The organism is Streptomyces sp. NPDC052773 (assembly GCF_044547145.1).
In the GTDB taxonomy this organism is placed as follows: Bacteria; Actinomycetota; Actinomycetes; order Streptomycetales; family Streptomycetaceae; genus Streptomyces.
This window is the reverse complement of sequence record NZ_JBITZX010000008.1, coordinates 224,844-249,442: the sequence shown is the minus strand read 5'-3', so window position 1 is coordinate 249,442 and position 24,599 is coordinate 224,844. Positions and strand designations below refer to the sequence as shown.

The following is a 24,599-nucleotide window of genomic DNA, read 5'->3' as shown; positions in this document are numbered from 1 at the left end:
GGCCTGATCGTCCGGCCCCCGGCCGCCCCGACCGCCCGACCGCCCGACCGCCCGACCGCCCGACCGCTATCTAGGAGGCATCGCTCCACCGTGATCGTCCGTTCGTTCAAGGACATCGAAGGCACCGACCGGCATGTGAAGGCCGCGTCCGGGACGTGGGAGAGCAAACGCATCGTCCTCGCCCGGGAGAGGGTCGGCTTCTCGCTGCACGAGACGATCCTCTACGCGGGCACGGAGACGTCGATGTGGTACGCCAACCACATCGAGGCCGTGGTCTGTGTCGAGGGCGAGGCCGAGCTGACCGACCACGAGACCGGGCGGACGTACACCATCACGCCCGGGACCATGTACCTCCTCGACGGGCACGAGCGGCACACGCTGCGCGTCAAGGAGGACTTCCGCTGCATCTGCGTGTTCAACCCGCCGGTGACCGGCCGGGAGGACCACGACGAGAACGGCGTCTACCCGCTGCTCACCGAACCCGAGGAGGTGTGAGAACCCCATGACCACCACCACGCACACAACCGTCACCGATCTCTACCCGACCCGAGGCACCAGCGAGGTACTGATCCCGCGCCAGGACCCGGTCGTCTGGGGCGCGCCCGACGCGCCCGGTCCGTTCGGTCCGGCCGACCTCCAGGCGTTCGAGCGCGACGGCTTCCTCGCCATCGACCAGCTGATCACCGAGGACGAGGTCACCGTCTACCGGCAGGAGCTGGAGCGGCTGGTCACCGACCCGCAGATCCGCGCCGACGAGCGCTCGATCGTCGAGCCGAAGTCCAACGAGATCCGCTCCGTCTTCGAAGTGCACCGGATCAGCGAGGTGTTCGCGAACCTGGTGCGCGACGAGCGGGTGGTCGGCCGCGCCCGGCAGATCCTCGGCTCCGACGTGTACGTCCACCAGTCGCGGATCAACGTCAAGCCCGGTTTCGGCGCGAGCGGCTTCTACTGGCACTCCGACTTCGAGACCTGGCACGCCGAGGACGGTCTGCCGAACATGCGGACGGTGTCCGTCTCGATCGCGCTGACCGAGAACTACGACACCAACGGCGGGCTGATGATCATGCCCGGCTCGCACAAGACCTTCCTGGGCTGCGCGGGCGCCACGCCGAAGGACAACTACAAGAAGTCGCTCCAGATGCAGGACGCGGGCACCCCGTCCGACGAGGCGCTGACCAAGCTGGCCTCCGAGTACGGCATCCGGCTGTTCACCGGCAAGGCCGGTTCGGCGACCTGGTTCGACTGCAACGCCATGCACGGCTCCGGCGACAACATCACGCCGTTCCCGCGCAGCAACGTCTTCATCGTGTTCAACAGTGTGGAGAACGCGGCGGTCGAGCCGTTCGCGGCGCCGGTGCGGCGGCCCGAGTTCATCGGGGCGCGGGACTTCACGCCGGTGCGGTGACCGCGCGGGTGCGCTGAGGTGGCACAGGGGAGCGGGGGGGGGGGGGGGGGGGGGCCCCCCCCCCCCCCCCGCGCCCGCCCGGCCGGCCGGCCCCCCCCCCGCCCCCCCGCCGCCCCCCCGCCGCGCCGGGGGGGGGGGGGGGGGGGGGGGGGGGCGGCGGGCGCGGGGGGGGGGGGGGGGCCCCCCCCCCCCCCCCCCCCCGCTCCCCTGTCCGGCCGTCCGGTCAGCCGGCCAGCGCGTCCAGCAGACGGTCCACGTCCGCGGCCGTGTTGTGCAGGTGGAACGCGGCGCGCAGGTTGCCCGCGCGGTCGGACACCTCGATGCCGGCCTCGCTCAGTTCCGGCTGGCGGGAGCCGAGACCGGGCACGGAGACGATCGCCGACCCGGGGGCGGGCACCGGCTCGTGGCCGAGCGTGGCGAGCCCGGCCCTGAACCGGTCGGCGAGCGCCACGTCGTGGGCGTGCACGGCGGCCACGCCGACCTCCTCGATCAGGTCGAGCGAGCGGCGCAGCCCGGCGAAGGTGAACAGGGCGTGGCTCAGGTCGAACCGCCGGGCGCTGTGGGCGTACTCGGTCACCGGCCCGTAGGTGCTGTCCCACGGCCGCTCCCCGGCGACCCAGCCGGCCAGCAGCGGGGTGAGCCCGCCGAAGTCCTCGGGGACGACGAGGAAGGCGGCGCCGTGCGGGCCGAGCAGCCACTTGAAGGAGACGGCGGCGCTGAAGTCGTCGGCGGCGGCGTCCATCGGCAGCCAGCCGGCGGCCTGGGAGTGGTCGACGTAGGTGCGCGCCCCGTGGGCGCGGGCGGCCTCCCGCAGGGCGGTGAGGTCGGCGATCCGTCCGTCGGCCGACTGGACGGCGCTGACCGCGACGAGCGCGGTGCCGGGGCGGACGGACTCGGCGATCCGTTCCAGCGGGACCGTGCGGACCTTGAGGTCGCCGCGGACGTGGAAGGCGTTCAGCACGGAGGTGAAATCGCCCTCCGCGGTGAGGACTTCGGCGCCCGCGGGCAGGGAGGCGGCGATCAGCCCGGTGTGCGCGGCGACCGACGCGCCCAGCGCGACCCGGGTCACCGGGACGCCGGCCAGCCGGGCGTAGGCGGCCCGGCACGCCTCGACGTCCTCGTACAGCGGGGTCAGCGGCCGGCCCTCGGCCCGCAGCAGCGCCGCCTCCCGGAGGGCGGTGACCGCGCGGGCGGGCAGCAGGCCGTTGCTCGCGGTGTTCAGGAAGGTGGACACGGGGCTGAACTCGGCACGGACGAGGGCGTCGAGGGCGCTGGTGGTCTCCATGGGTCCACTCTGGGCCCCCGGCCTTCCCTCGTCCATTGCGTATTTTTACGCGGATTCTCTAAGAGTTGCTTATGAGTCCGCCCCGACCTGCGGATTCGTACCGGCTACGACGGCTGGGGCACCGCGCATCCGTCGGGGCCGCACGCGTCGGCGTCCCCCTGGTCCAGCAGGGTGAGCGGCGACCGCTCGCCCCAGGCCTGCCGGAGCGCCTGGGCGAAGACCTCGGCGGGCTGCGCGCCGGAGATGCCGTACTTCCGGTCGAGCACGAAGAACGGCACCCCGGTGGCGCCCAGCTCGGCGGCCTGCTGCTCGTCGGCGCGGACCTCGGCGGCGTAGGCGTCGGGGTCGGCGAGCACGGTACGGGCCTCGGCGGCGTCGAGCCCGGCCTCGGCGGCGATCTCGACGAGCCGCTCGATGCCGTCGAAGACGGACCGCTCCTCGGCGAAGTTCGCCTCGTACAGCCGCTGGATCAGCTCGCCCTGGCGGCCGTACTGCTTGGCGTGGTGGAGCAGCCGGTGCATGTCGAAGGTGTTGCCGTGGTCCCGGCCGCGGGTGCGGTAGGCCAGGCCCTCGGCGGCGGCCTGCGCGCCCAGGTTGTCCTCGGCGGCCTGCGCCTGCTCCTCCGAGATGCCGTACTTGCGCGCCAGCATCGGCACGACCGGGCCGGTGTCGCCCTTGGCGCGGCCCGGGTCCAGCTCGAAGGAGCGGTGCACCACCTCGACCTCGTCACGGTGCGGGAAGTCCGCCAGCGCCTTCTCGAAGCGGGCCTTGCCCACGTAGCACCAGGGACAGGCGATGTCGCTCCAGATCTCGACGCGCATGCTCACGGCTCTCCAGCTCAGTAGATCCCAGGGGACGGAGACTCCCTCCGTCCGAGATACGTGAACATTCAACCGGCGAGTTCCATTCCCCACCTGGGGGCGCGGGGCTGTATCGATATGCGGCTCCGCCGCGTGGGCGCGAGCGACCAACGGACACCCCGCACCCCGCAGCGCACCGCACCCCCACGGCGCTACCGCTCCAGCACCCCGTTGAACCGCCGGGGCAGCCCGAGCGGATTCTCGTCCCGCAGCTCCGGCGGCAGCAACGCCTCGGGCGCCCCCTGATAGACGACGGGCCGCAGCCACCGCTCGATCGCGGTCCCGCCCACCGACGTGGACGTCGACGTCGTGGCGGGGTACGGCCCCCCGTGGTGCTGCGCCGGCGCGACGGCGACCCCGGTCGGCCACCCGTTCACCAGCACGCGCCCGGCCAGCGGCGTCAGCTCGGCCAGGATCTCCGGCCCCCGCCCCTCCCCGGCGGCCTCCGCCGAGGACAGGTGCACGGTCGCCGTGAGATTCCCCGGCAGCCGCGACAGCACGGCCTTCGCCTCGTCCTCGTCCCGGTAGCGGGCGACGACGGTCACCGGCCCGAAGCACTCCTCCAGCAGCAGATCGTGCTCCCCCTCCGCGGCCAGCCGGTTCGCCGGCACGGTCAGGAAGCCGGGGCTGACGGTGTGCTCGCCGCCCTCGCCCGGCGTCACCGGCGCCTCCACGTCCGGCAGCTGCGCGCGCTCGGCGACGCCCGCGACGAAGTTGTCCCGCATCCGGTGGTCGAGCAGCACCCCGGCGTCGACGGCGGCGACGCCCTCGGTGAGCGACTTGACCAGCTGGTCGCCCGCCTCGCCGGCCGGTGCCAGCACCAGCCCCGGCTTCACGCAGAACTGGCCGACGCCCAGCGTCATCGACCCGGCGAGCCCGGTGCCGATCGCCTCGGCGCGCTCGGCCGCGGCGGCCTGGGTGACGAGGACGGGGTTGAGGGAGCCCAGCTCGCCGTGGAAGGGGATGGGCACGGGGCGCGCGGCGGCCGCGTCGAAGAGGGCACGGCCGCCCCGTACGGATCCGGTGAACCCGGCGGCGGCGACCAGCGGGTGCTTGATCAGCTCGACGCCCGCCTCGAAGCCGTGCACCAGGCCGACGACCCCGGCGGGGATGCCGTGTTCGGCGGCGGCCTCCCGCAGCACTCCGGCGACCTGCTCGGACAGCGCGGGGTGGTCGGGGTGGGCCTTGACGACGACCGGGCAGCCCGCGGCGAGCGCGCTCGCGGTGTCGCCGCCGGCGACGGAGAAGGCGAAGGGGAAGTTGGAGGCGGAGTAGACGGCGACGGCACCGAGGGGGACCTTGTAGCGGCGCAGGTCCGGGATGGGCGGGGTGGCGGTGTCGTCGGGGTGGTTGATGACGACGTCGAGGTAGGCGCCCTCGTCGACGATGTCCGCGAACGCGCGCAGCTGGTAGCAGGTGCGGGCGAGTTCGCCGGTGAGGCGGACGGGGCCGAGCGCGGTCTCGGCGTCGGCGGTCTCGACGAGCCGGCCCTTGGCGGCGTCGAGGCGGTCGGCGGCGGTGCGCAGGAAGGCGGCGCGGACCGTGCGGTCGGTCAGGGCGCCGCGGGCCTCGTGCGCTGCGCGGACGGCGGCGTCCACCTCCTGGGCTGTGGCCTCCACCGCAACCTGTTCCCGCTGCTTCCCGGTACGGGGGTCGACACTCCAGACTGGTGCTGCTGCCACCACGGGTCCCTCCCAGTATGTCTCCCGCCCGGCAGGGGCGTTCGATATACTGAACACTGTCTCTGATGATGAACGATCGAGAGACTATTTCCCGTCCAACGAAGGGGTCAAGGGCGATGTCGGCAGGCGAGACGGGCGGCGGAGCGCAGGTCAAGTCGGCGGTGCGGACGGTGGAGCTGCTGGAATACTTCGCGGCCCGCCCCGGTATGCACTCCCTCGCGTCGGTCCAGGAGGCCGTCGGGTACCCGAAGTCCAGCCTGTACATGCTGCTGCGCACCCTCGTCGACCTCGGCTGGGTGGAGACCGACGCGACCGGCACCCGGTACGGCATCGGGGTGCGGGCGCTGCTGGTCGGCACCTCCTACATCGACGGCGACGAGGTCGTCGCGGTCGCCCGGCCGACCCTGGACCGGCTCTCCGACGACACCACGGAGACCATCCACCTGGCCCGCCTCGACGGCACCAACGTGGTCTATCTGGCGACCCGTCAGTCCCAGCACTACCTGCGCCCGTTCACCCGGGTCGGCCGGCGGCTGCCCGCCCACTCGACCTCCCTGGGCAAGGCCCTGCTGAGCACCTACAGCGACGAGCAGGTCCGCAAGATGCTCCCGGAGACGCTGCCCGCGCTCACCGAGCACACCATCACCGACCGGGAGAAGCTCATCGAGGAGCTGCACCAGGTGCGGGAGCAGGGGTACGCGGTCGACCGCGAGGAGAACACCCTGGGGCTGCGCTGCTTCGGCGTGGCGATCCCCTACCGCACCCCGGCCCGCGACGCGATCAGCTGCTCGATCCCGGTGGCCCGGCTCACACCCGCGCACGAACAGATGGTGAAGGACGCGTTGTTCGACGCGCGCGACCGGCTGACCCTGGCGACCCGGAGGCTCTGACCGTGCAGGTGGCGCTCCGCCCCGTCCACGACAGCGACCTGCCGGTCTTCTACCGGCAGCTCAACGACCCCGAATCCCTGCGGATGGCCGCGTTCACCCCGCCGGACCCGGCCGACTGGTCCGCCTTCGAGGACCACTGGCGGCGGCTGCGTGCCTCCGCGGACGTACACGCCCGCACGGTGCTGCTCGACGGTGACGTGGTGGGCAGCGCGGCGGTCTACGGCGTGCCCGGCGAACGCGAGGTCACCTACTGGGTGGACCGCGCCTACTGGGGCCGCGGCGTGGCCACCGCCGCGCTGCGCGCCCTGCTCACCGAGGTCCCCGAACGCCCGCTGTACGCCCGCGCGGCGGCCGACAACGCGGGATCGCTGCGGGTGCTGGCCCGCTGCGGCTTCCACGAGACCGCCCGGGACCGGGGGTACGCGCCCGCGCGGGGCGCGGAGATCGAGGAAGTGGTGCTCCGGCTGGAGGAGTGACCCCGCGGCCCCTCCCCCGCGCGGCGGAGACGGATCGTCGTGGGGCAGGACGTGAGGGGTGCGGTCCGCGCGGGAGCGTGAGGGCATGACGCAGACAGCCGCCGCCTCCGCTCGCACCACCGGCTCCCCCGCCGCCCTCGACCGGCCGCGCAGGATCCTGCGCGCCGTCGCCGTCGTCTCGTGCCTGCCGTATCTGAGCCTCAAGATCGCCTGGCTCGCCGGGAGTCACATCGGGATCCCGGACGGCAGCGTCCTGCTGGAAGACCGCACCGCCGTGACCGTCGCGAACGGCGTCACCGTCCTGATGGACGCGTGCGTGATCGTGCTGGCGCTGGTGCTGACCCGGCCGTGGGGCCTGCGGCTGCCCGGGTGGCTGCTGACGGTCCCCATGTGGGTGGCGACCGGGCTGCTCACGCCGATCATGACGGGCTTCCCGGTGCAGCTCCTCGTCACCGCGTTCGGGGGCACCGTCAGCACCGCGGACGACGACGGCCGGACGTTCCTGGAGTCCTGGGTGTTCGTCGTGGTCTACGGCGGTTTCATCGTGCAGGGCCTCGCCCTCGGGACGCTGTTCGCGCTGTACGCCCGCGACCGCTGGGGCCGGCTGTGGCGGGGCCGGGTGTGGGACCTGCCGTGCGCGCTCCTCGGCACCGCCGCCCAGAAGACGGTGGCCGTCGCCGCGGCCGTCCTCGCCCTGCCGCCGCTGACCGCGCACCTGTCATGGGCCTGCGGCGCCACCACCGGGCTCAACGCCGACCGGATCGCCGACCGGACCAGTGACTTCCACGTCGTGGAGGCCCAGTCCGCGGTCTTCCTCGCCGTGGCCGTCGCCGCCGGTCTGATGCTCGCCTTCCGCCGCGGCCGGGCGCTGCCGGTGAAGGTGCCGCTGGCCCTCGCCTGGACCGCCTCCGCCGCCGCGGCCTGCTGGGCGGGCTGGCAGGCGGTGGCCTCGCTGGCCGTCACGGAGGGCGCCGCGGAACGGCCCACGCCGCTGATGAACCTCACCTACGCTTGCGGCATGATCGTCGGCTTCCTCGTCGCGGGCCTGGCCGTCCGCCTCCTCGTGGCTCGCGCGGCGGGCCGGCGTACGGCGTGAGCGCGTTCATCCGGGCGCTGTTCGGACGGCGGGCGCGCCGGCGCTGGATCCATCTGATCCTCGGCGGCGCGCTCGCCATGCCGTACGTCTTCGTCGGACAGCTGATCGTCGGGCCCGCCACCGACTCGCGGTACGTCTTCCAGGACCTGTCCCTGCAACTGGCCTCGTTCGCCGTCGGGTTGCCGCTGGCCGCCGTCACCGCCCTGTTCCCGCTGACCCGGCCCCTGGAGTCGGGCGCGGTGCGCTGGCTGTGCGGGGTGGAGGAGGACCGGCTGGCCTACGGGCCCGCCCGTGGCCGCGCCGCGAAGGGCCGTACGGCGGCCTGGTTCACGCTGCATCTCGGGCTGGGCGGGATCGTCTCCGGGATGTCGCTGGCGGTGCCGCCGTTCGCGGTGTTCCTGATCCTGCTGCCCGCGCTCGCCCGGTTCCGCGCGGACCTGGTGGAGCTGCCCGAACCCCTCGGTGAGACCTGGGCGTTGGCCCTTTCCCCGCTCGCGGGCGTGGGGTGTCTGGTGGCGCTGGCGGCCTGCGCGGCCGGGTGCGGCGCGCTGCTCGCCCGCTGGGCGCCCGCGCTGCTCGGACCGGCGCCCGAGGACCGGCTGGCCGCGGCCGAGCGGCGCGCCGCCGACCTCGCCGTGCGCAACCGGCTCGCGCGCGAGCTGCACGACTCCGTCGGTCACGCGCTCAGCGCGGTCACCCTCCAGGCGAGCGCCGCCCGCCGGGTGCTGGACAGCGACCCGGAGTTCGTCCGCGAGGCGCTGGCCGCGATCGAGGACACCACCCGGCGCACGGTCGGCGAACTGGACGCCGTACTGGGCGTGCTGCGGGACGGCGACGCCCCCGGTACGGCGCCCGCGCCCACCCTCGACGCCGATCTCGACGGGCTGCTGCGCCGTACCCAGGCGGCCGGGCTGCGGGTGGACTGCGAGCTGGGCGTCGACCCGGCCGCGCTGCCGCCGCTGGTGTCGCGCGAGGCGTACCGCATCGTGCAGGAGGGGCTGAGCAACGCCCTGCGGCACGGCGGCGCGGGCGCGCGGGTGACGCTGCGGATCGCGCGGACCGGCGACCGGCTGGAGATCACCGTCGAGAACCCGCTGACCGGCCCCGCGCCGTGCCGCCCCGGCGGCGGGCACGGCCTGCGCGGCATCGCCGACCGGGCCCGGCTGCTGGGCGGCACGTCCGAGGCCGGCCCGTCGGACGGGCGGTGGCGGTTGTGCGTACGTCTGCCGATGAAGGGACCCGTATGAGCGAGACCACCCACAGGACGGCCGGCGGGACGCCCGCCCCCGTGCGGATCGTCCTCGCCGACGACGAGCGCATGGTGCGCACCGCGCTGCGCGCGATCCTCTCCGCCGAACCGGACCTGGAGGTCGTCGGCGAGGCGGCGACCGGCGCGGAGGCGGTGTCGGTGGTCCGGGAGCTGCGGCCCGACGTCGTGCTGATGGACGTGCGGATGCCCGAGACCGACGGCATCCGCGCCACCGAGCGGATCCTCGGCACGATGGAGGCGCCGCCCCGGATCGTGGTCGTGACCACGTTCGAGAACGACTCCTATGTGTACGACGCGCTGCGCGCCGGTGCCGCCGGGTTCCTGCTGAAGCGGGCGGACGCGGACGCGCTGGTGCAGGCGGTGCGGCTGGTCGCGCGCAGCGACACCCTGCTGTTCCCGTCGGCCGTGCGGGCGCTGGCCGTGCGGCACGCGCGGCCCGAGCCCGCCCCGTGGGTGGCGAGGCTCACGGCCCGCGAGAGCGAGGTGCTGCGGCTCATGGCGACCGGGCTCACCAACGCGGAGATCGCCCGGCGGATGGAGGTCGGCCCGGCGACGGTGAAGTCCCATGTGGCGGCCGTTCTGGCGAAGACGGGGGCCCGGGACCGTACGCAGGCCGTGATCGCGGCGTACGAGGCGGGGTTCCTGCGGGGCGAGGCCTGACGCCGTCTTCCGCGCCCGGGTCGTCAGCCCGGGGTCTTTCTGAGGAGAGGATGAGAAAACGGGCGGAAGGGAACGTTCCGGCCGGTCCCGCTCGTCTGTCCGAGCGGAATGAACAAGACGATCAGGCGCGCGTCGGTCTTCACTCTGCTTCTGGTGCTCGCCCTGCTGGTCAGGGCGACGTGGGTGCAGTTCTACGAGGGCAAGGCGCTGGCGGAGGACAAGCACAACCGGCGGAACGCGATCGAGCTGTACAGCGAGCCGCTGGGCAACATCGTCGTGGCCGGGGAGGCGGTCACCGGTTCGGCGCGGACGAAGAGCGGCGACCTCAGATACAAGCGGACGTACAAGCAGGGCCCGCTGTACGCGGCGGTGACCGGCTACAGCTCGCAGGTCTACGGCGCCACCCAGCTCGAGGGCATCTACCAGGACCTCCTGGACGGCACGGACACCCGGCTGAAGACCGTGATGGACACGGTCACCGGCAAGCGCGCCGAACCCGGTGACGTGATCACGACGATCGACCCGGACACCCAGAAGGCGGCGCACGAGGCGCTGGGCGACAAGAAGGGCGCCGCCGTCGCCATCGACCCGAGGAGCGGGCGGATCCTCGCGGTCGTCTCCACCCCGTCGTACGACCCCACGAAGATCACCGCGGGTGACTCGGAGGCCTGGACCGGGCTCACCAAGGACCCCGACAAGCCCATGACGAACCGGGCGCTGCGCCAGCCGCTGCCGCCGGGCTCCACCTTCAAGCTGGTCGTCGCGGCGGCGGCCCTGGATGACGGGCTGTACGGGTCGGTGGACGAGCGGACGGACAGCCCCGACCCGTACGACCTGCCGCTGTCCTCCGACGACCTCACCAACGAGAACCCGGACGCGCCCTGCGAGAACGCCTCGATCCGGGTGGCGCTCCAGTACTCCTGCAACAACGTCTTCGGCAAGATGGCCGTCGACCTCGGCCAGGACAAGGTGCGGGCGATGGCGGAGAAGTTCGGCTTCAACGACTCCGAGCAGGACGTCCCGGTGCGCGCGTACGAGAGCGTGTACCCGAAGGGCATGGACGAGCCGCAGACGGCGCTGTCCGGCATCGGCCAGTTCTCCGTGACCGCGACGCCGCTGCAGATCGCCATGGTGTCCGCGGCCCTTTCAAACGGCGGCAAGCTGGTGCAGCCGCACATGGTCTCGCAGATCACCGACCACAGCGGCGATGTGCTGGAGGACTACGACGACAACGCCTCCACCGAGCAGATCGTCAGCCCCGAGACGGCCGAGCAGCTCCAGTCGGCGATGCGGACGGTCGTCGACGAGGGCACCGGCTCCAACGCCCGGATCCCCGGGGCGACGGTCGGCGGCAAGACGGGTACGGCCCAGCACGGCGAGAACAACAGCAAGACGCCGTACGCCTGGTTCACCTCGTACGCCAAGTCCGGCAGCTCGGACAAGGAGGTCGCGGTGGCGGTCGTGGTCGAGCAGTCGGACGCGGCCCGCTCCGAGGTGAGCGGCAACGGGCTGGCCGCGCCGGTGGCCAAGGCCGTGATGGAGGCGGCGCTGCGGGACTGAGCGGGCCTCACTTCACGCCGAGCAGCTGCTCGACCGGGTCGATCGCGAAGTACACCAGGAACAGCGCCGAGGTCCCCCACAGCAGCCAGTGGACCTCCCTGGCCCTGCCGAGCACCGTCTTGATCACGACGTAGGCGAGGAAGCCGGCGCCGATGCCGTTGGTGATGGAGTACGTGAACGGCATCACGGCGATGGTGAGGAACGCGGGGATGGCGATCTCGTACCGGTCCCAGTCGATGTGCTTGACCTGCGTCATCATCAGGAACCCGACGGCCACCAGGGCGGGGGCCGCGGCCTGGAGCGGGACGATGGTGAGCAGCGGGGTGAGGAACAGGGCGAGGGCGAACAGGCCACCGGTGACGAGGTTGGCGAAGCCGGTGCGCGCGCCCTCGCCGACGCCGGCCGCCGACTCGATGTAGGAGGTGGCGGAGGAGGCGGAGGCCGCGCCGCCCGCGGCTGCCGCGGCGCCGTCGATGAGCAGGACGCGGCCGAGGCCGGGCACCTTGCCGTTCTCGTCCAGCAGTCCGGCCTCCGCGCTGACGCCGACGACCGTGCCCATGGTGTCGAAGAAGTCGGACAGGATCAGCGTGAAGACCAGCAGGACGACGGTGACGACACCGACCTCGGGCGCGGTGAACGCGCCGAACAGGCTGAAGTCGCCGACGAGTCCGAAGTCGGGGGCGTCGACGATCCGGCCGGGCCACTCGGGTGTGGTCAGGCCCCAGCTCTCGATGTCGGCGAGGGCGTTGACGGCGATCGCGACGACCGTCATGGTCACGATGCTGATGAGGATCGCGCCCTTCACCTTGCGGGCGAGCAGTGCGATGGTCAGCAGCACGCCGAGGCAGAAGACGAGAATCGGCCACCCGGTGAGGGTGCCGGAGCCGCCGAGCTGAACCGGCACGGTGGTGTTCGCGGCGTCGGGGATGCGGCTGACGAACCCGGCGTCGACGAAGCCGATGAAGGCGATGAACAGGCCGATGCCGACGCTGATGGCCTGCTTGAGCGGTTGCGGGATGGCGTGCATGACGGCCTCGCGCACCCCGGTCAGCACCAGCACGCAGATCAGCAGGCCTTCGAGGACGACCAGGCCCATCGCGTCGTCCCAGCTCATCAGCGGGGCGATCTGGAAGGCGACGACGGCGTTGAGGCCGAGTCCGGCGGCGAGGGCGAGCGGCAGATTGCCGCCGACGCCCATGACGACCGTCATCACGGCGGCGACCAGGGCGGTGGCGGTGGTGAGCTGGACCGGGTCGAGCTGTTCGCCGTTCGCGTCCTTCGCGCTGCCCAGGATGAGCGGGTTGAGGACGAGGATGTAGGCCATGGTGAAGAACGTGGCGAATCCGCCGCGTATCTCCCGGCCGATGGTGGATCCCCGTTCGGAGATCCGGAAGTACCTGTCGAGCATGCGGACGACTCCTCGGTGCCTGCGTGGTGACGGTGTGGCGGATGCCGGCTGGATTGTTCCCGTGCCGAACCGGTTTCAGGTTTTCTCCGTGTTACGGAATCGAGTTCGGTCCGCCATACGTCATTCGAAACCCCGTACGACCCGCTGGTACAGTTCCGGATCTCGTCCCGGCGTACGGCTGTTCGACGCCGGGGAATCGCTGCGAGGAGAGACCGCCCGTGGGCACAGTCGTCGACGACGCCGCCTCCGTGGAGTTCCATGCCTTCTTCGAGCGCCACTACGCCGAACTCGGCCGCCTCGCCCACCTGTTGACCGGTGAGGCGGACGCCGCCGACGACCTCGCGGCGGACGCGCTGCTGGCGCTGTGGCACCGCTGGGACCGGGTACGCGCGGCCGACCATCCGGTGGCGTACGCGCGCGGGGTGGTCGCCAACCTGGCCCGCACCCGGATCCGCAGCGCGGTGCGCGAGCGGCGCCGCATCGCCCTGTTCTGGTCGCCGCGCGAGGAGCGGACCGAGAACCCGGACGTGGCGGGCGTCGTCGACGTCCAGGAGGCGCTGCGCCGGCTGCCGTTCCGCAAGCGGGCCTGTGTGGTGCTGCGGTACGCCTTCGACCTGTCGGAGAAGGACACGGCGCTCGCCCTCGGTGTGTCGGTGGGTACGGTGAAGAGCCAGACCTCGAAGGGAATGGCCGAGCTCCAGAGACTGCTCGGCACACGGCAGGCCTCGCAGCAGGTGCACGCCGTGATGGCGCGGACCGGCCAGGCCGCGGGAAGGGACCGATGATGCGGCGGGACGTGCACGAGGAGCTGCGCGCCCGGCTGCGGGAGGCGGCCGAGGCGCATCAGCCGGACCGGGCGCGGATGCTGGCCCGGATCGAGCGCGGCATGGCCGAGGAGGCCCGTCCGGCCGGTCACCGGGCCGTACGGCCGCCGGTGTCCGGCTGGCTGCGGGTGGCCGGGGCGACGGCGGCGGTCGCGGGCGTGCTCGCCGTCGGCGGGCTGGCGGTGGCGTCCGCGGTGAAGTCGGACGGCGCTCCCCCGCAGGGCACGGTCGCGGCCACCGCGACGCCCACGCCGTCGCGGGAGGCGACCGGCACGCCGCCCGCCCTCCCGGCGGACCCGTCGCCGAGCGCCCCGCCCACCCGGCGCGAGGAGTCCGGCGCGCCGCCCTCCTCGCGACCGCCGGCCGGTCCGTCGTCGTCGGCGCCCGCGCAGCCGCCCGCCGGTGCCGGTGCCGGGGTCGAGGACGGTCCGCTGTGGTCGGACGGCTCGGTGGACCCGCACAGCAACGAGTTCTGGGCGCAGAGCAACGTCACCGTGAAGACCTCGGAGCGACTGACCGCGCTGACCGTGGAGTTGCGGGTGGCGCAGACCGGCGGGGTGTCCTCGACGGGCGCCTGGCGCTCGCTGCCCGAGGACGACTTCGAGCTGACGGTCGGCGAGCGGGACGGCTTCCTCGTCTACACCTGGCGGCTGAAGGAGGGCCGTACGGTCCCGGCGGGCGAGTGGGTGTTCGCTGGGCAGTACGACCATGAGCGCGGCGGCCGGGACGCGAAGGACGACCGCTACACGGCGACGGCCCGGGCCGGGTCCGAAGACCTGGCCGTGGCGGGCGACTTCGCGCCGCGGGGCGACGACGAGGACGAGGACGAGTAGCCCGCCGCGGGCGCCTGCGGACCGCCTCCCGCGGACGTCGTGAAAAAAATCCGAAGACGCGGCAACCCTTTCCTCACCGGTGGCGACCAGGAGACGCAAGAATCCCCCACCACGCAAGGAATGGCATGACAGCACGAGCCGAACAGCGCGTCCGCCACCGCCGCCGCGTCACCACACGACGGGCGGCGATCGCCGGCGCCACCGCTCTCGGCATCACCGGGGCGGCGATCGTCACCACGACGATGCTGTCCCCCGCGGGCGCGGCCTCCTCCTGGCCGACCGCCCAGGGCACCAAGCCCGTCAGCAGCACCATCCCCGTCTCCGGCACCTACGACGGCGGCTACAAGCGCTTCCACGGCGCCGGCGAACTCGGCGGCACCGGCCAGGACGAGGGCCAGGACCCGATCTTCAAGCTCGCCGACGGCGCGGTCCTGAAGAACGTCATCCTGGGCGCCCCGGCCGCCGACGGCATCCACTGCATGGGCAGCTGCACCCTGCAGAACGTCTGGTGGGAGGACGTCGGCGAGGACGCCGCCACCTTCAAGGGCAAGTCCTCCTCGGCCGTCTACACCGTGCACGGCGGTGGCGCGCGCAAGGCCGACGACAAGGTCTTCCAGTTCAACGGCGCGGGCAAGCTGGTCGTGACCGAGTTCCAGGTCTCCGACTTCGGCAAGCTGGTGCGCACCTGCGGCAACTGCTCGACGCAGTACAAGAACCGCCAGGTGATCATCAACGACGTCGACGTCACCGCGCCCGGCAAGTCGATCGTCGGCATCAACGCCAACTTCGGCGAGACGGCCGCCCTGCGCAACGTGCGCATCCACGGCGACAGCGGCAAGAAGATCAAGCCGTGCACCCGCTTCCAGGGCAACAACACGGGCAAGGAGCCCAAGGAGCTGGGCACCGGCCCGGACGGCACGCACTGCCTCTACACGGCCTCCGACCTCATCTACAAGTAGGCCCCCAGCCGCCGGTCCGAGCCCCCCTCGGCCCGGCCCCGGTGCCGGTGCGAGCCCCCCTCGCCCGGCACCCGTCACGCCCCCGCCGGTGACGACCGGCGGGGGCGTTCCCGCGTCCAAGGGCCGCGAAAACGTCGGAAACTTTCGCTCCCGCCGGTCCCGCCCGCACCGATTGACCCTCTCTCCCCCACCGGCGACACTCCGAAAGGCACCGCCTTCCAACAGAAACCCCCACACTCACACAAGGAGTGCCATGAGCCGCCCCCGCCTGCTCCTGCTTCCCTTCCTGGCCCTCCTCCTAGCCCTGCTCACCGCCCCGCCGGGCGCCGCCGACTCTGGAGCACCACCCGTGAAAGCCCCGAAGTACGCCGGCTACCTCTTCGCCTACTTCACCGGCGAGGGCACCGCCGACGGCGAACAGATCCGCTACGCCCTCAGCCGCGGCAACGACCCCCTGCACTGGCGTGAACTGAACGCGGGCAAGCCGGTCCTGACCTCCACGATCGGCGAGAAGGGCCTGCGCGACCCGTTCGTGATCCGCTCCCCCGAGGGCGACCGGTTCTACATGATCGCCACCGATCTGCGGATGTACCGCAATTCCAGCGGCAGCTGGGATCACGTCCAGCGGCACGGCAGCAAGTCGATCATGGTGTGGGAGTCGACGGACCTGGTCCACTGGACCGACCAGCGCCTGGTGCGGGTCTCCCCCGACACCGCGGGCAACACCTGGGCGCCGGAGGCCTACTGGGACGAGACGCTCGGCGCGTACGTCGTCTTCTGGGCGTCGAAGCTGTACGCCGAGGACGACCCCGAGCACAAGGGCTCGACGTACAACAGGATGCTGTACGCCACCACCCAGGACTTCCGCACCTTCAGCGAGCCGAAGATCTGGCACGACCCCGGCTACTCGGTGATCGACTCCACGGTGGTCGAGCACGAGGGCACCTACTACCGCTACACCAAGGACGAACGCGACCCGAGCAGCTCCAGCCCGTGCTCGAAGTTCATCACCGCCGAGAAGTCGACGAGCCTGACCGACACCTCCTACGACTTCGTCGCGGACTGCATCGGCAGCGGCGCGATGGACCGCGGCGAGGGCCCGACGGTCTTCAAGTCGAACACCGAGGAGAAGTGGTACCTGTTCATCGACGAGTACGGCGGCCGCGGCTACCTCCCGTTCGAGACCACCGACCTCGACTCCGGCCGGTGGACGCCGTCGACGGACCACCGGCTCCCGGCGAGCCCCCGGCACGGCACCGTCATCCCGGTGACACGGGGGGAGTACAACCGGCTGCTGGCCGAGTATCCGGTGTCCCGCACGGCCAAGCCGGTGGTGCCCACGCCGGAGTCGGTCCGCCCGGCGCGGCGGTGAGTCTCACAGCATGCGGTCGAGCCAGGCGAAGACCTCGTCCTGCATCCGCTCGGTGAAGACGTGGCCGGTGTCCGGCCACGTCGTCAGCCGCAGTCGCTCCTCCGCGCCGCACGACCGCCACACGGCGCGCAGCCTGTCGTGGGCGACGCGTACACCCTCGGCGGTGAAGAGGGGGTCCAGGGCGCCGTGGAAGAAGAGCATGGGCCGCGGTGCGGCGATGCTCGCCACGTCCGGGATGTCCAGGTGCCGGGCCAGCCCCGGATGGAGCATGTAGTACGCGGACTGCCCGCGCAGCGCGTTGTCGCCGGGCACCAGCATCTCCTTCAGACCGGTCATCCAGCACACGCTCGCCGCGGCGGCGATGTCGTCGCTGAGCGCGGCCGTCTGCCAGGCCCGGTAGCCGCCCATGGAGAACCCGAGGGCGGCCACCCGGCGGGAGTCCACCCCGTCGAGCCCGGCGAGGAACCCCGCGGCGCGGACGTCCTCCCGCGCCATGAGCCCGGCCAGGGAGGAGCCGAGGTGGAAGAAGTGGCAGGCCAGGGCCTGCTGCTCCACGTAGGCGAGCGGCCCGCGGTCGCCCCAGCCGGGCGCGTCCAGGCAGAGCACGACACAGCCGCGCCGGGCCAGTTCGTCACCGACGAACCGCCCGCCGTAACACCGCTGCGCCCAGGCCGACGCGGAGTCCAGCCGGGTCTCGTCGTACCAGGGCCGGACCAGCTTCTCCTTGCCGATGTCGAACCGGGACCCGTGGTCGTGCAGCAGCAGCACCGCGGGGAACGGCCCGGGCCCGTGCGGGGTGAGCAGGACACCGCGGACGCGTTCGTAGCGGGTGAGGGAGAGGGTGACCACCTCGCGCGTCACGCCGTCGTCCCCGCGGAGCCGCAGGCCGTACTCGGGGGCGTACGGCGTCCCCTCCTGCCGGTCGACCAGCAGCCGCTCCTCCACCACCGCGCGGGCCGCCCGCCGCCAGGCCGGGAAGTCGCGGACGGGCGAGGTGCCCCAGGCGAGCGGGAAGGTCAGCTCGTCCTCGAGGCCGGCCGGCGGCTCAGTCATACGGCCGCCAGTCGCCGAGATACGCCGCTCGCGTCGCCGACTCGGCCTGCTCGTCGGTGAGCTGGGGCCGGTTCTCGGGGACGGTGACGCGGGCGCCGGGGCCCAGGTTGCGGTACTCGGCGAACCGCTGGTCCTGCCAGGGAAAGGCGTTCGACATGTTCGTGTAGGGGGCGACCGCGTCGAATCCGGTGCCGAGCCAGCTGTCCCGGACGACGAGGGAGGGCCGCGCGGTGGGGTCCGAGCTGGGCACCCAGGGGCGGGCCAGTTTGTAGTACGCGTCGGGGGCCTCGCTGGTGATCCGGCTGCGGGTCACCAGGTAGCCGCGCGGGTTGGCGCCCGCCGTCGAGGGGGCGAAGACGAAGCCGTACGGGGCTCCGGCCAGGTCGGTGCGGTCCAGGGTGCGGAAGTGGCAGTGCTCGAAGACGGCGGTGGCGCGGCCGAAGACGAAGTCGACATCGCCCTCGGCGTAGCAGTGGGAGAAGTACTGGCGGGCGAAGACGTTGAGGGCGGTCGTGTCGGCGTAGAGGGTGTCCTGGTGGCCGAGGAAGCGGCAGTGGTGGAAGGCGGAGCGGTCGCCCATGACCTTGAGGGCGACGGCCTGGGTGCCGGTGATGTCGGGGTGGTCGGCGCGCAGCCAGTCGTTGGCGAAGGTGATCCGGTGGGCGGTGAAGCCGTCGGCGCGGATCGTGGTGGTGGCCGAGCCGGTGGTGCCGTGGGTGCCGCCGCCGGGCTTGGGGGTGCCGGCCGCGTTGTCGTACACGATGACGACGGCGCGCGGGTCGCCGGCGGCGCCGATCCAGGTCATCTCCGTGCGCGTGGCGTCGACGGTGACGGTCTCCCGGTAGACACCGGGTGCGAGGACGAGGGTGCGACCGCTGCCCTCGGCGGCGTTCACGGCGGCCTGGACGGTGGTGAAGTCGCCCCGGCCGTGCGGGTCGACGTACAGGGTGCCGGGGGTGCGGCGGGCGGCCGGGGAGCCGTACCGGCCGAACGGGCGCGGCTCGTGCGCGGCATGCGTGGGGAGGGCGGTCAGGCCGAGCGCGGCGCTCGCGCCGGCGCTCGCCAGCAGGAACCCCCGCCGGGACAGGGGGGAGCGGAGGTGGGGCGAGGACATGCGGGTGCTCCTTCGGAGGGCTGCTGCTCGGTGCGGCTGCGGAGTGCGGCTGCTCGGTGCGGCTGCTCTGGGGCGGGGCCGGGACGGTGGTGGTCCCGGCCCCGCGCCGGTGAGCGAAAGGCCGGACGGTCGTGCGGTCCCTGAGCGGGAGGCGTCAGCAGACGCGGCCGGCGCCCGCGCGGTGGTCGACGATGCCGGGGACGGCGCGGGGGTGGTCGACCCGGGTGCGCAGGGTGGGCGTCCAGCCGGCGCCGGACTGGAGGGTCTCGGCGGGGATCTCCGCGTTGTGCACGGCGATCAGATCGGTGAGCTTGCCGTTGACGTAGTTGTTCTCGGCGGTGACGGGCGCCTCGTTCCACTTCTTCAGCACCTTGGCGGTGCTCACGCCGGCCGCGAGGGAGAAGGCGTTGTCGGTGGCGTGCAGCCGGGAGTTCGCGCCGATGCCGAAGACGTAGCCGAACTTCTGGTCCTTGGTCACCACGAAGTGGTTGTTGTACGAGTCGACCTGACCGAACCGGACGCGCGGGGCCCGCTCGACGATGCCCTCGAAGCGGTTGTGGTGGAGGGTGACCCGCAGCTTGCCGGAGTCGGTGGCGCCCGCCCCGTCGCTGTTGCCGATGAGCATGGTCTTGTCGTGGTCCTTGAAGGAGTTCCACGACACGGTGACGAGGTCGCCGCCGCGCACCACGTCGACCAGTCCGTCGTGCTGCTGGTAGACCTTGCCGAAGTAGGTCGGCAGGGAGCTGTCGGGGTAGCGGCCGTCGGTGAGCGTGTTGTGGTCGATCCACACATGGGTGGATCCGTACACCACGACACCGTCGTACTCGGAGTTCCAGGCGCCGGTCTTGTTGTCGTCGGTGGGGTCCCACTGGGGGAAGCAGTCGATCGGGGCCTCGATGGTGAGGTTGCGGATGATGACGTTGTCGACGCCGCGGATCTGGAGGCTGCCGCCGCGGATCCCGGCGTCCCTGCCGACGCCGACGATGGTGGTGTTCGCGGGGATGTTCGCCTTGATGACCTTGTCCTGGTTGGCGGCGGACGCGGCCCGCAGGTCTTCCTGTTCCCCGCTGACCGGCTTGTCGTGGCCCCAGACGGCCGGGTCGTAGTCGGCCAGGTACTGCCGGAAGTCGTAGCCCTCGGCGGCGAAGGCGGCACAGCCCTCGGACACCGCGTCGATCACACCCTTGACCTTGATGATCTTGGGCGCGCTCCCGCCGTCCGCCAGGGCGGCCTTGAACTCCGCCCAGGTGGTCACCGTGTAGACGTGCTCGGCGTCGGCCGCCGACCCTCCGGTGGTGCCCGTGCCGTGGGAGGCCCACCCGTCCCCGGCGGCCGGCACCTCGCGGCCCAGGTCCCGGGACCCGGCGTGGGCGGTGGCGGTCCCGGTGACACCGAGGACCAGCGCGGCGCACCCGCTGAGCGCGACGCCCTTCACGGCCTTTCCCATGCCATGCTCATGCCATCTCTGTGCTTCCATGCTGCGGCTCTCTCTTCTGCCATCTGACGGTCGGACGGATCACACGGCGGCCGGCGGCCAGCTGATCCAGGACTCGGGGATCTCCTCGTCGAGCCGGCGCACATCCCGCGGGCCCAGCACCCGCGTGCGCAGCAGCTCCCGCACCACCAGCCGCGCCACGGCGATCGCGCCCGGCGGGTTGAAGTGCGTGTTGTCCTGCTCGGTCGCCGTCCAGTTGAAGTACTTCTTGCTCTCCTCGCCGCCCAGCTCCTGCCACAGCGCCAGCGACAGCGCCTGCACGTCGAGCAGCGCCACCCCCTCCTCCCGGGCGAGCGCCCGCATCGCCGCCGGATACTCGCCATGGCTCGGCAGCGCCCGGCCCTCCGCGTCGAACCGACGCCGCTCCACCGCGGTCGCCAGCACGGGCCGGGCTCCCCGGGCGCGCGCCCCGTCGACGTACAGCCGCAGATGGTCCTGGTACGTCGTCCAGGGCTCGGTGTACCGGGCGGGATCACCGCTCTTCTCGTCGTTGTGGGCGAACTGAACGATCAGAACGTCACCCGGCCGGATCTCCCCGAGTATGACATCGAGCCGGCCCTCGTCCACGAAACTCTTCGAACTCCGCCCGTTCACCGCGTGATTCGCGACGGGCAGATCCTTGCGCAGAAAGAAGGGGAACGCCATTCCCCATCCGGTCTCGGGCGCCGCGTCCGCGTACTTCTGCGCGGCGGTGGAATCCCCGGCGATATAGATCGTCCGACGCCGCCCGGAAGAGGCCTGCGCGACACCGTTCGCGGCAAAGGCGAGCGGAACGGCGGCGAGCGCAGCGGAAGCGACCTTTCTACGAGTCATGGACACGGGGGCACCTTTCAGTACATGGGGTGAGTGGTCCAGGGGCGCGGGGAACTGCGCGACCAGCCAGGGACGGCCCGCAGCCCGAAATCGACAGGCCGCCCCACGGCGAATCCGGACTCCTTACTGATTCCGCTGCTTCCACTCCGCCTGAGCCTCGTTCAACTGCTCGGCCAGCGTGTCCAGGAACTCCTTGGCACTCATGTCACCCAGCAGCACCTTCTGGAAGTTCGGCTCGTTCTCCGCCTTGGAGATCGTGTTCCAGTCCGGCAGGTAGTACGGCAGCTGAACAATCGTCGTCGACCCGTCACTCAACGCCTCAGCCGCCAGTTTCGTCGGCTCCGCCTCGGCGACCCACGCGTCCTTCGCCGCGTCCGTGTTCGCCGGCACCTGCCCCGCCGACTCGTTGAACTTCGAGTTCTCCTCGTGCGACAGCGCGAACTCGATGAACTTCCAGGCGGCTTCCTTGTTCTTGGAGCTCTTGAACAGACCCAGCCCGTCCACCGGGTTGGACACCTGCACCCGCTTGCCACCGGGCCCGGTCGGCTGCGGAATGCCGCGGAACTTGTCGACCCCGAGCGCCTTCACATGGTCCTGGTACGAACCCAGGTTGTGGTTGAGCATGCCGATCGTGCCGGAGTCCCACTGCGCGACCATCTTGGTGAAGTCGTTGTTGAGGTCGGCGGACGGTGTGACCTTCTTGTAGAGCGCCGCGTACTTCTCCAGCGCCTCGACGTTCTTCGGGTCGTTGACCGTGGTCTTGTCGCCGTTCCAGAACGAGGTGATCCCGCTCTGCCCGTACATCGCGTCCAGGGCCTGCGCGATGGACCCGGCACCGCCCCGGATGGTGTACCCGAACTCGTTCTTCTTGGCGTTCGTCAGCTTATCGGCGGCCTTGAAGAACCGGTCCCAGGTGGTCGGCTCCTCGAGGCCCGCCTTCTTGAACAGGTCGGTGCGGTAGTACAGGACACCGTTGTTCGCGGAGGTCGGGATCGAGTACAGGGTGCCGTCGCCGCCGCCCGCGGCCTTCATCGACTCGACCATGTCCTCGTTGAGCTTGCCGTTCAGCGAGGACCCCGCCAGCCGCTCGTCCAGCGGCTCCAGCGCGCCCTGCGCGGAGAACCCGGCGAGCATCGCCGCGCCGACACCGCCGACGTCCGGCAGCCCGCCGCCCTGGATGGCGGTGTCGACCTTGGACTGGTACTCGGTGGACGAGATGCCGACGTACTCGACGTCGATGTCCGGGTGGGCCTTCTCGAAGTCGGCGATGATCTGCTTCCAGATGTCGGTGCGGACACCGCCGTTGTTGTCCCAGAAGACGATCTTGCCCTTGCCGCTGCCCTCGGAGCCCTCGCCGCCGCCCCCACCGCTGCCGTCGTCGCCGCAGGCGGTGGCGGTGAGCGCGAGAACGGAGCCCAGGGCGACGGCGATGGCAGCGCGCCTGCTTCTGCGGATGTTGATCTTCATTGATCGGCTCTCTTCTTCCGGTTCCGGCGAGATATGAAGTTGTGGGGGGTCAGTGACGGGCGTACGGCGCCCAGCCGTCCGTGCCCCGGAGGTAGTGGGCGACGGTGTGCGTCGCGGCCTCCGCGTCGCTCAACTGCGGCCGGTCGGCGGTCACGGCCGCGCCGGGCCCGGTGTTCCGGTACTCGGCGAACCGCGCGTCCTTCCACGAGAAGCCGCCCATGTCGGTCCACGGGGAGGCCTTGATCGCGGCGGGCAGCTCGGTGTTCCGGATCAGCACCTGGCCGATCGCGTCGGGCTCCCCGCCGGGGTGCCAGGGCCGCCCCAGGTGGAAGGTCCCGGCCGGCGCGTCGCTCACGACCTTCGAGTCGGTGATCAGGAACCCGTAGGGGTTGCCCTTCCAGGTCGAGGCGGCCGTGATGTACCCGTTGTTGGTCGCGGACCCGCGGCTGAGCGCGCGGATCACGGACCGTTCGATCACCGTGGTCGCCCGCCCGTAGACGAAGTCGACGTCGCCCTCGATGTAGGAGTCGCGGATGTACACCCGGCTGACGGTGGTCAGCTTGGGGCTGTCGGTCATCAGGGTGTCCTGGTTGCCCAGGAAGGCGGTGTCCTCGAAGACGATCCGGTCGCCGGTCGTCTTCACCGCCAGCGCCTGCTCGCCGTTCAGCTCGTGCGCGGCCTCGTCGAAGTCGTTGGCGAAGGTGAGGTTGCGCGCCGTGACGTCACTGGCGGAGATCCGCACGGTGGCGCTGCCGTTGGAGCCGCCGTACGCGGCGGGCGTGTCGTAGACGATGACGGTGTCGGAGCGGTCCTGTCCAGTCCCCTGCAGCACGATGTTCGGCTTGGTCGCGGGGATGTGGACCTTGGCGCGGTAGGTGCCGGGCGCGACGGCGATCGTGACCGGCACGTCGTTGCAGTCCGGCACGGCGTCCACGGCGGCCTGCACGGCCGGGTGGTCGGCGGGCACGTGCAGCACCACGCCGATGCGCTCCTGCGGCCCGGAGAAACGCTTCACGAGGGCCGGCACGGCGGCAGCGGGGTCCAGCCGGTAGGCGTAGAAGTCACGGGGGTCGAAGGCGGTGCCCCAGGCGTCGTGCCGCCCGCTCGTGTTCCTCAGGATCGACCCGCGCTGCACCAACTCCGCGGTCGTGTCGGCCTGATAGGGGTGCTGGACGTCCTCGTAGTACGAGTTCTCGATGACCATCTTCGTCCTGCCCCGTGACCAGTTGCCGTACGTCCACACGGGATCGCCCGGGTCCGCCTGGGCCGTCAGGTAGTTGTTGTACAGATGGGCGTACGCGGCGTTGTCGATCGACGGGTTGCGCTGCTTGGTGTCCCGGAACCAGTTGTGGTCGACGGTGATCTGTGTCTTGACGTCGGACGTCCAGCCCACGCCGAAGGTCTTGTTGTTGTTCTCGAACCGGTTGTAGGAGACGGTGACGTACTCGCTGTTCTTGCGGATGTCGAGCTGCCCGTCGCAGATGTTCGAGAAGCGGTTGTGGTCGACCCAGACGTGGTGGACGGTGTCCATCTGGATGCCGTCGAAGTCGGTGTCCTTGCAGTCCCAGTTGCCCTCGACGGCCGAGTCCCGGATCGTCATGTTCCGGATGATCACGTTGTGGGTGCCGGGGCTCAGATGGAGTTCGCCCTGCACCAGCTCACCGGTCGTCCCGACGCCGACGATGGTCTTGTCGGAGGCGACCTCGATGCTCGCGCCGAACGGCTGCGCGGTGATGCTGCCCTTGACCCGGATGACGTACGGCTCGGGCGCGGCGGCGTACTTCGCGAGCGCGGCCTGGTCGGTGACGGTGACGACCTTGCCGCCGGCGCCTCCGGTGGTGCCGCCGGCGAGGGAGGCGAAGCCGTGCGGGCGGTCGGCCCAGCGGTCCGGGACCCCGGACTCGGCCGCGGACTCGGCCGCGGACTCGGTCATGACCGGGCCGGCGGGCGAGGCGTGGGCCTCCCCGAGGGACCCGAGGCCCAGCGCGGTGACGAGGCCGACGACGGCGGCCACCACCTTGCCGTGCCCCGGTCTCGACAAGCGCTTGCCAGGGGGGTACGTCATTGCGGCTCCCAA

Annotated in this window: 21 protein-coding genes and 1 pseudogene; 12 read left to right on the top strand and 10 right to left on the bottom strand. The window is 71.8% G+C overall.

Annotated elements, in window-relative coordinates; genetic code table 11:
* Window positions 1-90 precede the first annotated feature (90 nt).
* Window positions 91-495 (top strand): ectoine synthase, encoded by a 405-nt coding sequence (locus tag ACIG0D_RS20090; protein WP_399802493.1) that lies wholly within the window; start codon window positions 91-93, stop codon window positions 493-495.
* A gap of 7 nt (window positions 496-502) precedes the next feature.
* The gene (gene thpD, locus ACIG0D_RS20085; RefSeq protein WP_399802491.1) at window positions 503-1,405 is read left to right on the top strand and encodes an ectoine hydroxylase; all 903 of its coding nucleotides are present in this window, start codon (window positions 503-505) and stop codon (window positions 1,403-1,405) included.
* A 223-nt stretch (window positions 1,406-1,628) separates the two neighbouring features.
* On the opposite strand, the gene ACIG0D_RS20080 is transcribed toward thpD, so the two are convergent.
* The 3 genes from ACIG0D_RS20080 to ACIG0D_RS20070 form a co-directional block, all read right to left on the bottom strand.
* On the bottom strand, window positions 1,629-2,690 hold the full coding sequence (locus ACIG0D_RS20080; RefSeq protein WP_399802489.1) for an aminotransferase class V-fold PLP-dependent enzyme: 1,062 nt from the start codon (window positions 2,688-2,690) through the stop codon (window positions 1,629-1,631).
* A gap of 104 nt (window positions 2,691-2,794) precedes the next feature.
* A complete protein-coding gene (locus ACIG0D_RS20075) occupies window positions 2,795-3,511 on the bottom strand; it encodes a DsbA family oxidoreductase (protein ID WP_399802487.1) in 717 nt (238 codons plus the stop codon).
* 191 nt (window positions 3,512-3,702) lie between these two features.
* Window positions 3,703-5,232, bottom strand: coding sequence for an aldehyde dehydrogenase (NADP(+)) (locus ACIG0D_RS20070; RefSeq protein ID WP_399802484.1), 1,530 nt, complete (start codon window positions 5,230-5,232; stop codon window positions 3,703-3,705).
* Between the two features lie 116 nt (window positions 5,233-5,348).
* Between ACIG0D_RS20070 and ACIG0D_RS20065 the strand changes: the two genes are divergently transcribed.
* The 6 genes from ACIG0D_RS20065 (at window position 5,349) to ACIG0D_RS20040 (ending at window position 11,184) form a co-directional block, all read left to right on the top strand.
* Entirely contained in the window at window positions 5,349-6,122 is a 774-nt protein-coding gene (locus ACIG0D_RS20065) for an IclR family transcriptional regulator (protein WP_365767883.1), read from the top strand.
* A 2-nt stretch (window positions 6,123-6,124) separates the two neighbouring features.
* Entirely contained in the window at window positions 6,125-6,598 is a 474-nt protein-coding gene (locus ACIG0D_RS20060) for a GNAT family N-acetyltransferase (protein WP_399802481.1), read from the top strand.
* Window positions 6,599-6,683: 85 nt separating this feature from the next.
* Entirely contained in the window at window positions 6,684-7,694 is a 1,011-nt protein-coding gene (locus ACIG0D_RS20055; RefSeq protein ID WP_399802478.1) for a hypothetical protein, read from the top strand.
* Window positions 7,691-8,941: a sensor histidine kinase gene (locus ACIG0D_RS20050; RefSeq protein WP_399802475.1), complete on the top strand. Its 1,251-nt coding sequence runs from the start codon at window positions 7,691-7,693 to the stop codon at window positions 8,939-8,941. The genes ACIG0D_RS20055 and ACIG0D_RS20050 overlap by 4 nt, the downstream gene beginning before the upstream one ends.
* On the top strand, window positions 8,938-9,624 hold the full coding sequence (locus ACIG0D_RS20045; protein WP_399802472.1) for a response regulator: 687 nt from the start codon (window positions 8,938-8,940) through the stop codon (window positions 9,622-9,624). Before ACIG0D_RS20050 ends, ACIG0D_RS20045 begins: the two co-directional genes overlap by 4 nt.
* A gap of 108 nt (window positions 9,625-9,732) precedes the next feature.
* Window positions 9,733-11,184: a peptidoglycan D,D-transpeptidase FtsI family protein gene (locus tag ACIG0D_RS20040; RefSeq protein ID WP_399802469.1), complete on the top strand. Its 1,452-nt coding sequence runs from the start codon at window positions 9,733-9,735 to the stop codon at window positions 11,182-11,184.
* 7 nt (window positions 11,185-11,191) lie between these two features.
* Here the strand turns inward: ACIG0D_RS20040 and ACIG0D_RS20035 are convergent, their stop codons facing one another.
* Window positions 11,192-12,592, bottom strand: coding sequence for an NCS2 family permease (locus ACIG0D_RS20035; RefSeq protein WP_399802466.1), 1,401 nt, complete (start codon window positions 12,590-12,592; stop codon window positions 11,192-11,194).
* Between the two features lie 218 nt (window positions 12,593-12,810).
* Between ACIG0D_RS20035 and ACIG0D_RS20030 the strand changes: the two genes are divergently transcribed.
* The 4 genes and pseudogenes from ACIG0D_RS20030 to ACIG0D_RS20015 form a co-directional block, all read left to right on the top strand.
* Window positions 12,811-13,377: a SigE family RNA polymerase sigma factor gene (locus tag ACIG0D_RS20030; protein ID WP_399802463.1), complete on the top strand. Its 567-nt coding sequence runs from the start codon at window positions 12,811-12,813 to the stop codon at window positions 13,375-13,377.
* Window positions 13,374-14,249 (top strand): hypothetical protein, encoded by an 876-nt coding sequence (locus ACIG0D_RS20025; protein ID WP_399802461.1) that lies wholly within the window; start codon window positions 13,374-13,376, stop codon window positions 14,247-14,249. The genes ACIG0D_RS20030 and ACIG0D_RS20025 overlap by 4 nt, the downstream gene beginning before the upstream one ends.
* Before the next feature lie 125 nt (window positions 14,250-14,374).
* Window positions 14,375-15,208, top strand: coding sequence for a pectate lyase (locus ACIG0D_RS20020; protein WP_399802458.1), 834 nt, complete (start codon window positions 14,375-14,377; stop codon window positions 15,206-15,208).
* 253 nt (window positions 15,209-15,461) lie between these two features.
* Window positions 15,462-16,532 (top strand): annotated as a pseudogene (locus ACIG0D_RS20015) (glycoside hydrolase family 43 protein); the annotation flags it as partial.
* Window positions 16,533-16,583: 51 nt separating this feature from the next.
* Here ACIG0D_RS20015 and ACIG0D_RS20010 read toward each other — a convergent pair.
* The 6 genes from ACIG0D_RS20010 to ACIG0D_RS19985 form a co-directional block, all read right to left on the bottom strand.
* Window positions 16,584-17,633 carry a dienelactone hydrolase family protein gene (locus ACIG0D_RS20010; protein WP_399802455.1) on the bottom strand — a complete coding sequence of 350 codons (1,050 nt, stop codon included), beginning with the start codon at window positions 17,631-17,633 and terminating at the stop codon, window positions 16,584-16,586.
* Window positions 17,626-18,747 (bottom strand): pectinesterase family protein, encoded by a 1,122-nt coding sequence (locus ACIG0D_RS20005; RefSeq protein ID WP_399802453.1) that lies wholly within the window; start codon window positions 18,745-18,747, stop codon window positions 17,626-17,628. Before ACIG0D_RS20005 ends, ACIG0D_RS20010 begins: the two co-directional genes overlap by 8 nt.
* Window positions 18,748-18,901: 154 nt before the next feature.
* A complete protein-coding gene (locus tag ACIG0D_RS20000; RefSeq protein ID WP_399802450.1) occupies window positions 18,902-20,224 on the bottom strand; it encodes a polysaccharide lyase family 1 protein in 1,323 nt (440 codons plus the stop codon).
* Between the two features lie 39 nt (window positions 20,225-20,263).
* Window positions 20,264-21,061: a rhamnogalacturonan acetylesterase gene (locus tag ACIG0D_RS19995; RefSeq protein WP_399802448.1), complete on the bottom strand. Its 798-nt coding sequence runs from the start codon at window positions 21,059-21,061 to the stop codon at window positions 20,264-20,266.
* Window positions 21,062-21,178: 117 nt separating this feature from the next.
* Window positions 21,179-22,522, bottom strand: a complete 1,344-nt coding sequence (locus tag ACIG0D_RS19990; RefSeq protein WP_399802445.1) for an ABC transporter substrate-binding protein — start codon at window positions 22,520-22,522, stop codon at window positions 21,179-21,181.
* A 49-nt stretch (window positions 22,523-22,571) separates the two neighbouring features.
* Entirely contained in the window at window positions 22,572-24,587 is a 2,016-nt protein-coding gene (locus tag ACIG0D_RS19985) for a pectinesterase family protein (RefSeq protein ID WP_399802443.1), read from the bottom strand.
* Window positions 24,588-24,599: the final 12 nt, after the last annotated feature.

What these genes read in the sequence shown, in the direction of transcription:
- thpD (WP_399802491.1), top strand. Translation starts at nt 503, where the DNA reads ATGACCACCACCACGCACACAACCGTCACCGATCTCTACCCGACCCGA.
- ACIG0D_RS20080 (WP_399802489.1), bottom strand. Translation starts at nt 2,690, where the DNA reads ATGGAGACCACCAGCGCCCTCGACGCCCTCGTCCGTGCCGAGTTCAGC.
- ACIG0D_RS20075 (WP_399802487.1), bottom strand. Translation starts at nt 3,511, where the DNA reads ATGCGCGTCGAGATCTGGAGCGACATCGCCTGTCCCTGGTGCTACGTG.
- ACIG0D_RS20065 (WP_365767883.1), top strand. Translation starts at nt 5,349, where the DNA reads ATGTCGGCAGGCGAGACGGGCGGCGGAGCGCAGGTCAAGTCGGCGGTG.
- ACIG0D_RS20055 (WP_399802478.1), top strand. Translation starts at nt 6,684, where the DNA reads ATGACGCAGACAGCCGCCGCCTCCGCTCGCACCACCGGCTCCCCCGCC.
- ACIG0D_RS20045 (WP_399802472.1), top strand. Translation starts at nt 8,938, where the DNA reads ATGAGCGAGACCACCCACAGGACGGCCGGCGGGACGCCCGCCCCCGTG.
- ACIG0D_RS20040 (WP_399802469.1), top strand. Translation starts at nt 9,733, where the DNA reads ATGAACAAGACGATCAGGCGCGCGTCGGTCTTCACTCTGCTTCTGGTG.
- ACIG0D_RS20035 (WP_399802466.1), bottom strand. Translation starts at nt 12,592, where the DNA reads ATGCTCGACAGGTACTTCCGGATCTCCGAACGGGGATCCACCATCGGC.
- ACIG0D_RS20025 (WP_399802461.1), top strand. Translation starts at nt 13,374, where the DNA reads ATGATGCGGCGGGACGTGCACGAGGAGCTGCGCGCCCGGCTGCGGGAG.
- ACIG0D_RS20020 (WP_399802458.1), top strand. Translation starts at nt 14,375, where the DNA reads ATGACAGCACGAGCCGAACAGCGCGTCCGCCACCGCCGCCGCGTCACC.
- ACIG0D_RS20010 (WP_399802455.1), bottom strand. Translation starts at nt 17,633, where the DNA reads ATGACTGAGCCGCCGGCCGGCCTCGAGGACGAGCTGACCTTCCCGCTC.
- ACIG0D_RS20005 (WP_399802453.1), bottom strand. Translation starts at nt 18,747, where the DNA reads ATGTCCTCGCCCCACCTCCGCTCCCCCCTGTCCCGGCGGGGGTTCCTG.
- ACIG0D_RS20000 (WP_399802450.1), bottom strand. Translation starts at nt 20,224, where the DNA reads ATGGAAGCACAGAGATGGCATGAGCATGGCATGGGAAAGGCCGTGAAG.
- ACIG0D_RS19990 (WP_399802445.1), bottom strand. Translation starts at nt 22,522, where the DNA reads ATGAAGATCAACATCCGCAGAAGCAGGCGCGCTGCCATCGCCGTCGCC.
- ACIG0D_RS19985 (WP_399802443.1), bottom strand. Translation starts at nt 24,587, where the DNA reads ATGACGTACCCCCCTGGCAAGCGCTTGTCGAGACCGGGGCACGGCAAG.